We start from the raw sequence: 13,259 nt of genomic DNA on the forward strand, positions 1-13,259 counted from the left end.
CCCTCTCGGTCTCCGTTTCCCTTCCTTCCGGTAGGGGCTGCAAAGGTAGGGACTTTCTTCGATTCCGCAAGCCTGAGCAGCTTTTTTTTCTTTTTTTATCTTCCCAACCCGATCGGCTGAGCTTGTTTTCCTTAGCTTCTCTCTGGAAGCGGGTGCAAAGGTAAGAACTTTTTCTCACTCTGCAACACTTTCGAAAAACTTTTTTTTTCTGATTCCCTCGGCTCAACCAGCCGGGAGACGCTTCCGTTCCCAGGCCCGGAGGCCTTGTCCCTGAAGCGGGCTGCAAAGGTAAGAAGCTTTTCCCTCTTCGCAAGCACCAGGCAAAACTTTTTTTTTCGTTTCCGTGGCACCCAGTCGGTGCGGCAGGCCCTTTCTGGAAGGGAGTGCAAAGGTAAGAAGAAATCCCGAACTCGCAAGGGACAGGGAAAACTTTTTCTTTTGCTTTCCGTCTACACTAAGTTCCTTCCCCCTCTCCTGTTGAGCGGGCTGCAAAGGTAGCCATCTTTCCCCAAGAAACAAGCGCCGTTTGCTGAGATGGAAGGGATTTATAACTTCCTTGCCGTGGCTTAGGGAGTAACCCCGTTCAGGATGAGGGAGTTCCATAAGAGGAATATTTTTGAGTTTATTTCCAAGGCGGCTCTCTAGAGCTTGTTTCCAGGATCAAGACTGGGGAAGAACCATGCTCAGGTACCCGGAAGTTCCCGGGGAGGAGAGATTTTCCCGGAAATCATCTCAGTAGTGTTTTGGGGGCGTTTTCTGGAAACAAGGCCCGAAACGGCAAACGATTGAGCGGAGCTGATAGAGCAGGTCCTTAATATAAAGAGGCAGCATGATGAACACCCTGCCTCTTCTATTATATCCTGATCTGTTTTAGGCCTCCTTTTCTGAAAACAGCCTCTTTTCAGCAAGTGTATATTGGCTCTAATTCTGGAAGCCACAAATTCAGCTTCGGCAAAAGGATCAGATGGTGGCTACCTTATCCTTCGGTTTTTTGTAGATGGGCACGGTGGAGCAGGGCTCACCATACATGATGCTGCTAACTACGGGCAACAACTTCTGCATGATCTCTACATAGGCATAGGTGGGTACGGGAATCTGGCCACAGCCTTTGACAACTACTTTCGCATCTTGGTACTCATCTGCATTGATTTTGGAGATGGCCTCCTGCAGCAAGGTTTGCTCTAAGGCTTCCAAATCACCGAACACGTACCGGTTGACGAACGGCTGCAGCTTACTGGCCAGCAACATGTACGCCCAGGTAGGCACAATGGCATCGGTGGAGCACGTGATGGCTACGTTCTTGCCGGCATACTGAGACCAGTCATGGTCCTTTACAAAGGCCCGGAAATCCTTTTCGCGCAGCATTAGCCCCATGAACAAGTTGTCTTTTATATCATAGACAATCCGCTCACCGGGATGCAGGTATTCTTCCAGGTTCAAAGTGATGAGGCCGCTGTTGGCCACTCGGTTTACAAACTCTTCCATCTTTCCTTTATTTCCCTGAGGGTTTTGTGATGTATACTTCTTTCAAATAAAACGGCTCATAATAAGCGACGTCTTCAAACTGCGCCGCCTCTAATTTAGCCAGGGCCAGCTCTCCAATGGCTTTGGCTGTAGGTTTAACATTCTCCAGGTAAAAAGCGTTCGGGTGGGGGGCCAGAAGTTCCTGGGCTTTGGCCGCTCCGCTCCCGAAGAAGATGATCGGCTGTTTTTCCAATTCTGCCCTAAAACTGGAGGACTCCAACACCAGAGGCTCCGTGGGCATCTGCACCTCCAAGGCATGATTTAAGAGACAGGTGTAGACTTCCGCGCGGCGGGCATCCAGCATGGGGCAGTACAGATACCGCTCCGGGGCGGGGGTAACGGAGACCACCTGCCGGGCCATGGCCTCCAGCGTACTCACGGAGATCAACGGTTTATCCAGGGAAAAGCACAGCCCCTTGGCGGTACCAGACCCAATCCGGAGACCGGTGTAGGAACCCGGGCCGCCAGAAACCGCCACCGCATCCAGCTGCGCCATTGAAACGCCGGCATACTCCAGCACCTGCTGCACCATGACTGTGATATGCGACGAATGCGATTTCTCCATCTGCAGTTCTGCGTAAGAAAGCAAGTGCTGGTTCTGGTGCAGCGCCACTGAGCACACGGTGGTGGAAGTTTCTAAGGATAAGATATACGCCATGTAGTGAGAAGGCCAAGCAGCCATTATTCTGCAAAGCTACGTTATTCTAAAAGATAAGGGCAACCATGCGCTGGTTGCCCTTACGATACTATAATATATAATGTAAACTCTATTTCTTAGTACTGGTGGTGAGCAGGCTCTGGTAACGCACCGGATTGTTCAGTACCTCCACGGCAGCCACAATGTTTTTGTCATCGTTGAAGGTGGCTTCCACCAGACCTTTCTGCAGGTAATACCTGGATACGATCTCCTGCTCCAGCAGCTCCACAATTTCAGGCTTGAAACGGATCAGGTCGTTCCCCTTGTTAGAAGCTACTTTCTTCCTGATCTGTTCAATGTCTCCTTTCACCTCTTCGTAATGCTTGTCTTCCTTCGCTTTCTTGATCATGTCATCCAGCGCTTTCTCCACATCCGTGGAATAGGAGATATCTTTCCCGTTCAGGAAGGTCATGAACTTCTGGTACTCCGCGTCAGATAACCGAAAATCTTTGGCCGATGCAATGGTGGGATTGGCCGCCCTGAACCGCGTGGCGTAATCAAAGATGTAGTTTTTGGTCATCAGTTTCCGGATGATGTCCGGCACCGGCTGCTCTTTCACTTCCACGTCTGGGCTGATGCCGCCGCCGTCATACACCACTCGGCCGTTCGCGGTCTTGAAAGCCGCCCGCAGAGAATCCGGGGTTTTGTGCAGAGAACCGTCAGCGTCTCGGTGTGCGTAGTCAATCGCCTGGATACAGCGGCCGCTGGGGATATAGTATTTAGCCGTGGTTACCTTTAACTGGGAGTTGTAGGAAAGCGGACGCGTCATCTGCACCAGGCCCTTCCCGAAGGTTCTTTCGCCCACCAGCACCGCGCGGTCATAGTCCTGCAACGCGCCGGCCACAATTTCCGCCGCCGAGGCGCTGTTGTTGCTCGTCAAAACCACCAGCGGCATCTGCACATCCAGCGGCTCATCCAGCGCCTTGTACATCTTGTTCCAGTCGGTTACTTTGCTTTTGGTGCTCACAATGTCTTTGCCGCGGGCCAGGAACAGGTTGGAGATGTTCACCGACTCGTTCAGCAAGCCGCCGGGGTTATCGCGCAGATCCAGGATCACCTTCTTGGCGCCCTGTTCTTTCAATTTAGTCACGGCAGCGCGCACCTCGCGGCCCGCATCAACGGTAAAACCCGATAGTTGCAGATACCCAATCTCGGGCGTCACCATGCCGTAGTACGGCACGTTGCTGATCTGAATATTGGCCCGGGCCAGCTCCACCTGCATAGGTTTGTCTACCCCAAAACGCTTCACCTCCAGTTTCACCATTGTGCCCGCCTGACCTTTGAGCAGTTTGCTTACCTCGTTGTCTGATTTCTTGGCGAGGTCAATGCCGTCAATCTTCAGGATTTCGTCACCAATGATCAGGCCCGCCTTTTGCGCCGGAGATCCTTCATGGGGCAAAGAGACAATAACGCGGCCGTCGCGCTTCCCCACCAGGGCGCCAATGCCGCCGTACTGTCCGGTGGTCATCGTCCTGAAATCTTCTATATCGTCTTCCGGAATGTAGTTGGTGTAGGGGTCCAGCGACTTGAGCATGGCGTCAATGCCGGTACGCACCAGTTTGGAGGGCGCCACATCGTCTACGTAGTAGGTGTTCACCTCCTTGAAGAGCGTGGCGAAAATGTCTAGGTTTTTAGCGATATCGAAATACCGTTCAGAGCCATCGCCCGTGAACGAAAAAAGGCCCCACGCGGTGCCCGCCACCAGTAGGCCGGCAAAGGTTTTCTTCAACATATCAGCAGCGGTAAAAAATGGGGAAAGACGAGACTATTTACTAAGCAAACGCTCTAGTCCTGAATTTAGTTTTTTACTGATAAGATTGAAAGGATTTTTTTCTTTTCCGATGTAAAGGATGCCAATGCACCACGTGCCATCTGCCGCAGCAGACTGGGTTAGAACGTGTTTGTGCAGGCGATAGGCTTCGCGCATTTGCCGCTTGAGGCGGTTGCGGTCTACGGCTTTCTTGAAGTTCCGCTTAGACACCGACACCAGTACCTGAACGGGGAATTCAGCGGCGGGGCCGGGCAGGTGCAGGGCCACAAACCGGAGCGGATAGGAATTAAAAGAAGAACCCTCACGGAAAAGCTGTTCAATCAGCTTTTTGCTCCGTAAACGTTCTTCTTTCGGAAATCTATAAGAAATCGAATGCTCTTCTGCAGAATGTTCAGTGAAGGAACCCATTCGCGAGGCGCCTTGCAGCGAGCTACTCAGAAAAATTAGGCTTTATGTCTTCTTTCGTCAGAAACGGTCAGTTTGTGACGGCCTTTAGCTCTTCTGCTAGCTAATACTCTTCTACCATTGGCAGTTTCCATTCTTGAGCGGAAACCATGCTTATTTCTTCTTTTGCGTTGCGAAGGTTGGAATGTTCTTTTCATCTTACACTAAACATTTTATTAAGGGATGCAAAATTAGGAAATCAATTCTGATAAATCAAACCCCTTAAGACATTTTAATTTGATTATTTGCATGTTACCGCATTCGGCTGAAAGCCTTGCTGCACCAGGAGGCGCAAAGATACGCGTTTTAGGGCTGATTTAGGGAAACTCTGCCAAAAACAGGCCCCTCATTTCCGGCTTCGGCATAATGCAGCGTTTTAGGGCTCGTTTCTGAAAATCAGTCTTAAAACGCGTTACCTTCGTTAGACAAACGTAGTCATCATCCTAATCAGAAATACTCCGTGCCACACTACCATCTTTCCTTCCAGAACCCACTTTCCGGTTTCCTGCAAATCCGGACGTCCATTGAGCACATTGCCACGCCGGAGCTTTACCTGCAACTGCCCGCCTGGCGGCCCGGGCGCTACGAGCTCCAGAACTTCGCCCAGAAACTCCAGGGTTTTGCCGTACTGGCCCCAGACGGTTCTCCCCTGCCCTTCCGGAAAGTAACGAAAGACCGGTGGCGGGTAGAGACGCAAGGGCACCAAGCTCTGGAAGTACGCTACAACTTCCACGCCCGCCAGATGGATGCCGGCGGCTCCTGGCTCGCGGCTGATTTTCTATACGTGAACCCGGTGAACTGCCTCCTCACCGCTGAAGGACAGGAACAGGAGCCCTGCACGCTGGCCCTGGACTTACCGGAGGAATGGCAGATTGCCTGCGGACTTCCTTTGTCGGGACCGCACACGCTGGAGGCGCTCAACTTTGACCATCTGGTAGACTCACCGTTCATCGCCAGCGCCACCCTGCAACACCAGGTGTACCAGGAGCAGGGCATTCTGTTCCACGTGTGGTTTCAGGGCGACTGCACACCTGACTGGACGCAGATTCTCCCGCATTTTCAGGCGTTCACCAGAGAGCAGCTGGCCTTGTTTGAGACCTTCCCGGTGAAGGACTACCATTTTCTGAACATTATCTTACCGTACACGCATTACCACGGCGTAGAGCACCTTAACTCCACGGTGATTACGCTGGGCCCAGCCGAGCAATTGATGCTTCCCACGCTGTACAAAGAGTTGCTGGGCGTGAGCTGCCACGAGCTTTTTCACACGTGGAACATCAAGCAAATCCGGCCGCAGGAGATGCTGCCCTATGATTTCACCCGCGAGAACTACTTCAGGACCGGCTACGTGGCCGAGGGCGTGACCACGTATTACGGCGATTACCTGCTGGCCCGCAGCGGCGTGTTTACGTCTGAGCAGTACTTCCAGGAACTGAACACCGTGCTCAAACGCCACACCGTAGACCACGGAGAACAGAACCTTTCCGTCGCCGATTCCTCGTTTGACACCTGGCTGGACGGCTACAAACCCGGCATCCCGGACCGCAAAGTGAGCATCTACCACAAAGGCTGCATTGGGGCGCTCGTTTTGGACCTCGAAATCAGAAAAGCCACCCAAAACGCCCGCTCCCTGGATGACGTGATGCGCCGGATGTGGCAGGAGTTCGGCAGGCCGGGCATTGGGTACTCAGAGGAAGATTACCAGCGCCTGGCCGAGGAAGTGGCGGGCATCTCGCTGGAGAACTACTTCCGGGAAATGATATTCGGGACAGTACCTTTTGAGAAGTGGCTGACTCCTGCTCTGGCGTACGTAGGCTGCACGCTGGAGAAAGAACCGGCGGTGTTGCCGTACGAAAGCCTGTACGGTTTCCGGCTGAACCCGACCATTACCACGGCTTCGGTGATTGGCTACGTGGCGCCGGATTCTCCGGCGGCAGCAGCCTTCTCGGTAGACGACGAGCTGATTGCCCTTAACGGCCGCAAGCTGGAGAACGGTAATCTGGTGAACCTGCTCAAAGGGCAGGCAGAGGTAGAAATGACCTTGTTTCGGCAAAAGACCCTCAAAACGGTGAAGCTGAAACCAGACGGCACGGTGCACCTTCCGCAGTTCTGCGTGAAGAAAAACCCTACCGCCACCGCAGAGCAGCAGGCCAACTTCAAACAGTGGCTGAAGCAGGAATTCACGGAGACCATCCAACCAGCGCAAGCCTAACCACGCTGGTTTTGGGCTTCTTTTCAGAAAACGGCCGCTAAACCCGGAGGCAGTTCTTTGGAAGATCCTCTGATAAGTTCGCGGCGCTTGCTTACCTTGAGCCGCAAAACTTCAAAGCACATGCGCATCTATCTTCCGCTGCTGACGTTGGCATTCTGCTTGCTAGGCTGCACCGTTACTAAACCGAAAAAGGACATGCTCCACCTGCGGGAAAACATTCTGGCGGAACTAGGCAAACAGAAAGGCACCTTCGCGGTGGCGTTCAAAGACCTGAAGACCGGCGAAGAACTGCTGCTCAACGAGCACGAGAGTTTCCACGCGGCCAGCACCATGAAAACGCCGGTGCTTATTGAAGCCTACAAGCAAGCTGCCTCGGGCAAGTTCAGCCTCTCAGATTCTATTCTGGTGAAGAACGAGTTCAAAAGCATTGTGGATGGCAGCCGGTTCAGCATTGGGGCGCTGGATGACAGCGAGCCGGAACTGTACACCCAACTAGGCCAGAAGCGGCCCTTGTCTGAGCTGCTGTACAAGATGATCATCCAGAGCAGCAACCTGGCCACCAACATCGTGATAGAAAAGCTGGACGCGAAGAACGTGACCCAAACCATGCGCGAGCTGGGCACCAAAGACATTCAGGTGCGGCGCGGCGTGGAAGACACCAAGGCGTACCAGCAAGGCCTGAACAACACCACCACCGCCTATGACCTGATGCTGCTTTTCCAGCAGATGGCCCAAGGAAAGACCGTGAGCAAGAAAGCCTCTCAGGAAATGATCAAGATCCTGCTGGACCAGAAGTTCAAGGAGATTATTCCGGCTAAGCTGCCCCAGAACGTGAAAGTCGCCCACAAAACTGGCTGGATCACCGGCGTACGCCATGACTCCGGCATCGTGTTCCTGCCCGATGGCCGCCAATATGTGCTGGTGCTGCTGTCAAAAGGCCTGGAAGATGAGAAAGCCGGTATTGCCGCCATGGCCAACGTCTCTGAAATGATTTATCGGCACATGGTGAGATAGTCCAGAGTTCTGAGTCCTGAGTTTGGGATCTGGCTTGATTTCCATTTCGGCTGAAATTTTAAAGCATAAAAAAGCGGAGGCGGCTCTTTTGAAGAGCCGCCTCCGCTTTTTTCCTATAGACGGGAAGTCTTATTTACCGCGATCCACCTGGTTGTCGCTTGGGTTGCTGCGCGGGCGGTCACCGCCATCGCCGTAGGAGGCATTCACGCCTTCGCGGTTGTTGTTACCGGTTCTGGACACGGCCCGCTCATCCTGAATGGTGGTCCCACCGCTCTTGGAGCTGTGGTAGCTACTTTCCGGGGTTTGGGGCGTAGTATCCTGCGGAAGGTTATTTTTGTCAGTGTTGTCAATAAACCCACCTTTCTTGTTGTCCTTTTCTCCGCTGTGATTCTTTTTATTGCTGCTCATAAAATCCTCCTTTTGTTAAGTGATACCTTCTATACGAGCGGCTTTGGCAAAAGTATATCACTTTATCAGCTAAAAGCTAGCACCAGCAACACCAGAAGCGTGGGCAGCGAGAGGTAAAACCAGAAGAGCACGTGCCGGCGGTAGTGGCGCGGCACCTGTGAACTGGCCAACAACAAAGCCCCCACCAACACACCCATGTAGATCAGGATGAAGTACATGACCTTGTTCCAGTTTCGCACAATGGAGCCGCCCTGCTCCTCCACCTCCGGCGCGGTGGGCATCAGCCAGGTTACCAGGCTATAGTACACCACCACCTCCAGCGCCAGGAACACGACCGCCCCCACCAAGATGGCCATGGATGTTTCGCTTTTCTTTTGCATTCTTTTCTCTCTGAGAGGGCAACCTAAGCAAATCTGGGCATACTTTCAGAATTCTCGCCAGTTTTCAATTTCCATTCACTAAACCTGACCCTTAGTTCGTTAGGAGAAAGGAGCAGGCAACGTCTACCTACCAGAGGGTGAAAAACTGCCTTTATGCAGCATGAGGATGAATCAAGTAGACATCGTTTCAAGGGTCGTGCTCGCGACTTTTGAGGGTTTTCTCAAATACCATGAGTTCAAACAGATCGCCGAGGACAGTCTGGCCCTGGTGCTGGAAACCGGGTATTCCAAAATACTCGTGGACACGAGCCAGATCAAAGTGATCCAGAAGGAAAGCCAGGAATGGATCAACCACGAGTGGTTTCCCAAAGCCATCAACGCGGGCGTCACGCACATGGCTTTCCTCATCCCGCAGGATTTCTTCGGGAAGATGAGCGTGGAATCCACCAACAAACACATGGCCCGGCGCGGCGATATCGAGATCCAGTACTTCACCGATGTGAAATCGGCTACCAGATGGCTGAGATCCAAATCACAGCTGGCCTGAGTTTAGAGCCTCTTTTTTGGAAAACAAGCTAAAAAGGCCGGGGCTACTGATCTGCATCAATAGCCCCGGCCTTTCTATCTTTTCTGTTTTACCGCCGATTTCAGGAAAACGGCCCTGAAACGGCTAGGCTTGGTGCGGCTGGAAATTGACCAGTTTCACAAACTCCAGCACACGTTGCACTATTTCGTCGGGCTGCAAGTCCACCAGACGCTCGGTGCCGAACTGCTCCACGCAGAAAGACGCCATGGCCGAGCCGTGAATCACGGCGCGTTTCATGTTCTCAAAGCTGATGTCATCCGTAGAGGCCAGGTAACCGATGAAGCCACCCGCAAACGTATCGCCGGCACCGGTTGGGTCAAACACTTCCTCCAGCGGCAAGGCCGGCGCGAAGAACACATCTTCCCCGTGGAACAACAGCGCGCCGTGCTCGCCTTTCTTGATGATGAGGTATTTCGGCCCCATAGCCATAATCTTCTTGGCCGCTTTCACCAGCGAGTACTCACCGCTCAGTTGGCGGGCTTCCTCGTCATTGATGCTCAGTACGTCTACCATGCCAATGGTCTGGATCAGATCGTCCAGCGCAATGTCCATCCAGAAGTTCATGGTGTCCATCACAATCAGCTTAGGGCGGTTGTTCAGGCGCTCAATCACCTGGCGCTGCACCTGCGGGGCCAGGTTGCCCAGCATGAGGTATTTACAGTCCTGGTAGCTCTCGGGAATCACCGGATTGAAATCGCCCAGCACGTTCAGCTCCGTCACCAGCGTCTCGCGGCTGTTCATGTCGTTGAAGTACCGTCCCGACCAGAAGAACGACTTCTCGTTTTCCTTGATCTGCAGACCATCCACGTTGATGCCTTTGCTCTGCATCATTTCAATGTCCGATTTCAGGAAGTCGCCGCCCACCACGCTCACCAGGTTCACCGGCTGCACAAAGTTGGCTGCTGACAAGGAGATGAAGGTTCCGGCTCCGCCGATGATCTTTTCCCGTTTCCCGAACGGAGTTTCCAGCGCATCAAACGCCACCGATCCAATGACTAATAGACTCATGTGTTTTTCTCTTTAATGTATAACCTGTATCAAGTAGCAGGTATCAAGTAGCACGAATAACGAAGCAACCCTTCCCTTCTGTCATCCTGAAAGGATCTTGTGGGCCAGCTAGAAAGGCGCAAACATACTTTTATTACCGTTTCTCACCAAGGCTCTTCCCAGAACCCTCCTTTTTTCAAGGCCCTTTCCAGGAAAACAGCCCCAAAACGAAAAAAGCCCCTGACGAATCAGGAGCTTTTTGGGGTGGCCGATGGGGTTCGAACCCACGACTTCCAGAATCACAATCTGGTGCTCTAACCAGCTGAACTACGGCCACCGTGTAATTGGATAGCAAAAGTAGCGGCTTTGGGCATTCAACGCAAGTTTAGGCGAATATTTTTAAATAAATTTCTTTTATCTAAGTGTAAAAGAAAGAATACTAGAACTTTATAAATACAAATCTTTGGATGAAATGGATTAACAAAGATGCTTTGATGGACTAGGCACCGTTGAGTCTTTGCATCTTTTCGTTCTTCCAGGCATATACCTCATATTCAAACAAATCTGTGAAATCTGTATAAAGCAAATTCATTTTCCCGAAAGTTATGAATTGCCCATTTCTGGGCGGTTCTACAATACAGTTTATGAATAAGTTATTTTCTTCGTAAAGCAGAGTAATCCTGTTCCTGTAAGTCCTGATATCAAAAGTATCATGGCTAAAGCTCCTACCTTCTGCCACTAAAGAGTTTCCTTTTACTTTATTAATCCACCAACCATGTTCTGAAAAGATACCTTTAGTTACCTCAAATACTTCCTCTTTAGACAAATTCTCTATTGGTATAGATTTGAAAAATAGCCTCTTGTATTGCTTATAGCAACCCCAGAGTCCTAAGGCAGTTACAGATAGCCCAAATTTTACGCCTAGAGTTACTCCTCCAGCAAGATTTGAAATCAGTCCATCCTTAAGTGTAGTGCATCCCAAAAAGATTAGCAATACTGCCACATCATAATGGCAAAAGAACTCCCAAAAATTCAATTTCAATCTCTTTCTATTCACTTTGGTTGGGCTCAACGTACTTGGCTAAACGACGGCGAAGCTGACGTTTAGGTGTGGTTAGCTTAAGTGATTTTTAATTTTTTGGCACTCCAACTAAATCCTTTGCATTCACCAACACATCCGTTCCTTCGCTTTTACCAATTGATAACTTCTTGCTTATGTAGTTCTTAATTTTTCTAGAAGTACTATTAATTTCTTGCCAATTTAATTTTTCCACTTTGCCAAGTTCGGGTTTAGTGGATTCCCAAGCCATCGCCCTTTTTTCAGAATTATGAGATAATGAACTGGCTTCCAAATTCATTTTTGTTATTTCGTTGACTTGGAAGTGTATTAGTCCCCATCCATCAGTTCTATACCTAAATGTATGTCCTTTGCAGTATTTGGGATTCAATTCAAGCCGGCTAATTGTATAATCAAATCCAAATTCCTTCTTCCATAAAACAAATTGAGATTTAGGGTTTTCAGCTATTTCAATTATTACTTCTTCTACTTTTCTGAATTCTTTAAGTGTTTGCCCAGGTTCTGAATAGCTCTGAAATACAAATAGCCCAAGTTCATTAAATATGAACCTGAAAATTTCTTCAAAGTCACTCTGAGATGCGTAGAATTTATAATTCATTAATATTTATGCTAACTACCGGCTAAACAGCACCCGCTCCCCCTTCTTGCTCTCATCAAAAGCGCCGTTCTGATACGCCAAGTGTCCAGAAACAATAGTATGCGTCACTACGCCCGGCAAAGCCTGCCCTTCCAACGGCGACCAACCGCACTTATAGAAGGTGTTCTCTTTGGTAACGGTTTGGCTCTGGCCTAAATCTATCAGCACCAGATCGGCCCAGTAGCCTTCTCTTATAAAGCCGCGCTTCTCTACCTGGAAACAGATGGCCGGGGCATGACACATTTTCTCCACCACGCGTTCCAGAGAGATTTTGCCTTGTTGGTAAAACGCCAGCATGACTTGAAGGGAATGTTGCACCAACGGCAAACCAGACGGGGCTCCTTTATAAGTCTCCGCCTGTTTTTCTTCCCAAGTATGCGGCGCGTGGTCCGTGGCGATGATGTCCAGTCTATTATCCAGCAAACCCTGGAACAGCGCTTCTTTGTGGCGGGCTTCTTTGATGGCGGGGTTGCATTTGATCTGGGCGCCCAGCGTCTCGTACTGCGCCGCGTCAAACCAGAGGTGGTGCACGCAAACTTCGGCGGTGATGCGCTTCTGCTCCAGCGGCACGTCATTCGCAAACAAAGCCAGCTCTTCAGCGGTGCTGATGTGCAGGATGTGCAGGCGGGTATTGTGTTTCTTGGCCAGTTCCACCGCCATGCTGGACGATTTGTAACAAGCCTCTACGCTCCGGATGACCGGATGCATGTCCATGGGAATCGCGTCGCAGTACTGCTCGGTGGCCTGCTGCATGTTCGCCCGGATGGTGGCTTCGTCCTCGCAGTGGGTGGCAATGAGCATGGGAGACTTGGCGAAGATTTCTTCCAGCGTGCTGATGTTATCCACCAACATATTGCCGGTACTGGAGCCCATAAACAGCTTGATGCCGCAGACGGTGCGTGGGTCGGTCTTCAGAATCTCATCCAGGTTGTCATTGGTGCCGCCCATGAAGAACGAGTAGTTCGCCAGGGATTTCTGCGCCGCCGTGTCATATTTCTCCTGCAGCAGTTCCTGCGTAGTGGCGTTGGGCACCGTGTTGGGCATTTCCATGAAGGTGGTCACGCCGCCCGCCACAGCCGCCCGAGGCTCCGAGTACAGATCGGCTTTGTAGGTGAGGCCCGGGTCCCGGAAATGGACCTGGTCGTCAATGATGCCGGGCAACAGGTACTGGCCTTTGGCGTCTATCACCGTATCTGCCACGGCGTTCAGGTTCTGCCCGATGGTGTGGATGTACCCATCTTTCACCAGCACATCGGCGGCCTGGATGCGGCCTTCGTTCACGAGCTGGGCGTTCTTGATCAGGATGCTGTTCATAGCGCTAAGATAAAAGCACACCAGATAAGTCTCGCGTTTTAAGCCTGTTTTTCTGAAAATAGGCTCAAAGCAGCTCCCCCCAGACACTTGCAGAACCTCCAGACACTACAAGGTCCTCCGGCAGCCAATGCAGTTCCCGAACGCAGGGCTGCTCTGGTTCTACCACGCTGGTCATACCACACTGGCGCGAGTCTCCAGACTCGTGCC

14 protein-coding genes and 1 tRNA gene are annotated in these 13,259 nt (G+C 51.4%); 3 read left to right on the top strand and 12 right to left on the bottom strand.

The genetic code is table 11. The annotated features are described in order from the left end of the window. Positions 1-960: 960 nt before the first annotated feature. From H7U12_RS05605 to rpmH, 5 genes are all read right to left on the bottom strand, one after another. Positions 961-1,485 carry a DUF2480 family protein gene (locus H7U12_RS05605; RefSeq protein ID WP_186634261.1) on the bottom strand — a complete coding sequence of 175 codons (525 nt, stop codon included), beginning with the start codon at positions 1,483-1,485 and terminating at the stop codon, positions 961-963. 7 nt (positions 1,486-1,492) lie between these two features. Next, positions 1,493-2,182 carry a tRNA (adenosine(37)-N6)-threonylcarbamoyltransferase complex dimerization subunit type 1 TsaB gene (gene tsaB, locus H7U12_RS05610; RefSeq protein ID WP_186634265.1) on the bottom strand — a complete coding sequence of 230 codons (690 nt, stop codon included), beginning with the start codon at positions 2,180-2,182 and terminating at the stop codon, positions 1,493-1,495. A gap of 109 nt (positions 2,183-2,291) precedes the next feature. Next, a complete protein-coding gene (locus H7U12_RS05615) occupies positions 2,292-3,953 on the bottom strand; it encodes a S41 family peptidase (protein ID WP_186634268.1) in 1,662 nt (553 codons plus the stop codon). A 33-nt stretch (positions 3,954-3,986) separates the two neighbouring features. Further along, positions 3,987-4,400 (bottom strand): ribonuclease P protein component, encoded by a 414-nt coding sequence (gene rnpA, locus H7U12_RS05620; RefSeq protein WP_186634271.1) that lies wholly within the window; start codon positions 4,398-4,400, stop codon positions 3,987-3,989. 35 nt (positions 4,401-4,435) lie between these two features. Continuing rightward, on the bottom strand, positions 4,436-4,594 hold the full coding sequence (rpmH, locus tag H7U12_RS05625; RefSeq protein ID WP_071885432.1) for a 50S ribosomal protein L34: 159 nt from the start codon (positions 4,592-4,594) through the stop codon (positions 4,436-4,438). A 302-nt stretch (positions 4,595-4,896) separates the two neighbouring features. Here rpmH and H7U12_RS22855 point away from each other — a divergent pair, with 302 nt between their 5' ends. Beyond that, positions 4,897-6,648: a M61 family metallopeptidase gene (locus tag H7U12_RS22855; protein WP_186634274.1), complete on the top strand. Its 1,752-nt coding sequence runs from the start codon at positions 4,897-4,899 to the stop codon at positions 6,646-6,648. Between the two features lie 120 nt (positions 6,649-6,768). Further along, positions 6,769-7,662: a serine hydrolase gene (locus H7U12_RS05635; protein WP_186634277.1), complete on the top strand. Its 894-nt coding sequence runs from the start codon at positions 6,769-6,771 to the stop codon at positions 7,660-7,662. Between the two features lie 129 nt (positions 7,663-7,791). Here the strand turns inward: H7U12_RS05635 and H7U12_RS05640 are convergent, their stop codons facing one another. Continuing rightward, positions 7,792-8,070, bottom strand: a complete 279-nt coding sequence (locus H7U12_RS05640) for a hypothetical protein (protein WP_186634280.1) — start codon at positions 8,068-8,070, stop codon at positions 7,792-7,794. A 65-nt stretch (positions 8,071-8,135) separates the two neighbouring features. Then, a complete protein-coding gene (locus H7U12_RS05645) occupies positions 8,136-8,450 on the bottom strand; it encodes a hypothetical protein (RefSeq protein ID WP_186634283.1) in 315 nt (104 codons plus the stop codon). A 160-nt stretch (positions 8,451-8,610) separates the two neighbouring features. On the opposite strand from H7U12_RS05645, the gene H7U12_RS05650 reads away from it, so the two are divergent. Then, entirely contained in the window at positions 8,611-8,997 is a 387-nt protein-coding gene (locus H7U12_RS05650; protein ID WP_186634286.1) for a hypothetical protein, read from the top strand. Between the two features lie 123 nt (positions 8,998-9,120). Here H7U12_RS05650 and H7U12_RS05655 read toward each other — a convergent pair whose 3' ends face one another. From H7U12_RS05655 to H7U12_RS05675, 5 genes are all read right to left on the bottom strand, one after another. Further along, entirely contained in the window at positions 9,121-10,044 is a 924-nt protein-coding gene (locus tag H7U12_RS05655; protein ID WP_186634289.1) for a PfkB family carbohydrate kinase, read from the bottom strand. A 239-nt stretch (positions 10,045-10,283) separates the two neighbouring features. Continuing rightward, positions 10,284-10,360 (bottom strand) — tRNA-His (locus H7U12_RS05660). Positions 10,361-10,522: 162 nt separating this feature from the next. Then, the gene (locus H7U12_RS05665) at positions 10,523-11,080 is read right to left on the bottom strand and encodes a hypothetical protein (RefSeq protein WP_186634292.1); all 558 of its coding nucleotides are present in this window, start codon (positions 11,078-11,080) and stop codon (positions 10,523-10,525) included. 73 nt (positions 11,081-11,153) lie between these two features. Continuing rightward, on the bottom strand, positions 11,154-11,699 hold the full coding sequence (locus H7U12_RS05670; protein ID WP_186634295.1) for a hypothetical protein: 546 nt from the start codon (positions 11,697-11,699) through the stop codon (positions 11,154-11,156). A gap of 15 nt (positions 11,700-11,714) precedes the next feature. After that, on the bottom strand, positions 11,715-13,052 hold the full coding sequence (locus H7U12_RS05675; RefSeq protein ID WP_186634298.1) for a dihydroorotase: 1,338 nt from the start codon (positions 13,050-13,052) through the stop codon (positions 11,715-11,717). Between the last annotated feature and the right edge of the window lie 207 nt (positions 13,053-13,259).

Origin of the sequence: Rufibacter sediminis, from assembly GCF_014269285.1 — a bacterium.
Classification (GTDB): domain Bacteria; phylum Bacteroidota; class Bacteroidia; order Cytophagales; family Hymenobacteraceae; genus Nibribacter; species Nibribacter sediminis.

Bases quoted from the DNA above. Each gene is read 5' to 3' on its own strand.
- H7U12_RS05605 (WP_186634261.1), bottom strand. From the start codon at position 1,485: ATGGAAGAGTTTGTAAACCGAGTGGCCAACAGCGGCCTCATCACTTTG.
- tsaB (WP_186634265.1), bottom strand. From the start codon at position 2,182: ATGGCGTATATCTTATCCTTAGAAACTTCCACCACCGTGTGCTCAGTG.
- H7U12_RS05615 (WP_186634268.1), bottom strand. From the start codon at position 3,953: ATGTTGAAGAAAACCTTTGCCGGCCTACTGGTGGCGGGCACCGCGTGG.
- rnpA (WP_186634271.1), bottom strand. From the start codon at position 4,400: ATGGGTTCCTTCACTGAACATTCTGCAGAAGAGCATTCGATTTCTTAT.
- rpmH (WP_071885432.1), bottom strand. From the start codon at position 4,594: ATGAAAAGAACATTCCAACCTTCGCAACGCAAAAGAAGAAATAAGCAT.
- H7U12_RS05635 (WP_186634277.1), top strand. From the start codon at position 6,769: ATGCGCATCTATCTTCCGCTGCTGACGTTGGCATTCTGCTTGCTAGGC.
- H7U12_RS05640 (WP_186634280.1), bottom strand. From the start codon at position 8,070: ATGAGCAGCAATAAAAAGAATCACAGCGGAGAAAAGGACAACAAGAAA.
- H7U12_RS05645 (WP_186634283.1), bottom strand. From the start codon at position 8,450: ATGCAAAAGAAAAGCGAAACATCCATGGCCATCTTGGTGGGGGCGGTC.
- H7U12_RS05650 (WP_186634286.1), top strand. From the start codon at position 8,611: ATGAGGATGAATCAAGTAGACATCGTTTCAAGGGTCGTGCTCGCGACT.
- H7U12_RS05655 (WP_186634289.1), bottom strand. From the start codon at position 10,044: ATGAGTCTATTAGTCATTGGATCGGTGGCGTTTGATGCGCTGGAAACT.
- H7U12_RS05670 (WP_186634295.1), bottom strand. From the start codon at position 11,699: ATGAATTATAAATTCTACGCATCTCAGAGTGACTTTGAAGAAATTTTC.
- H7U12_RS05675 (WP_186634298.1), bottom strand. From the start codon at position 13,052: ATGAACAGCATCCTGATCAAGAACGCCCAGCTCGTGAACGAAGGCCGC.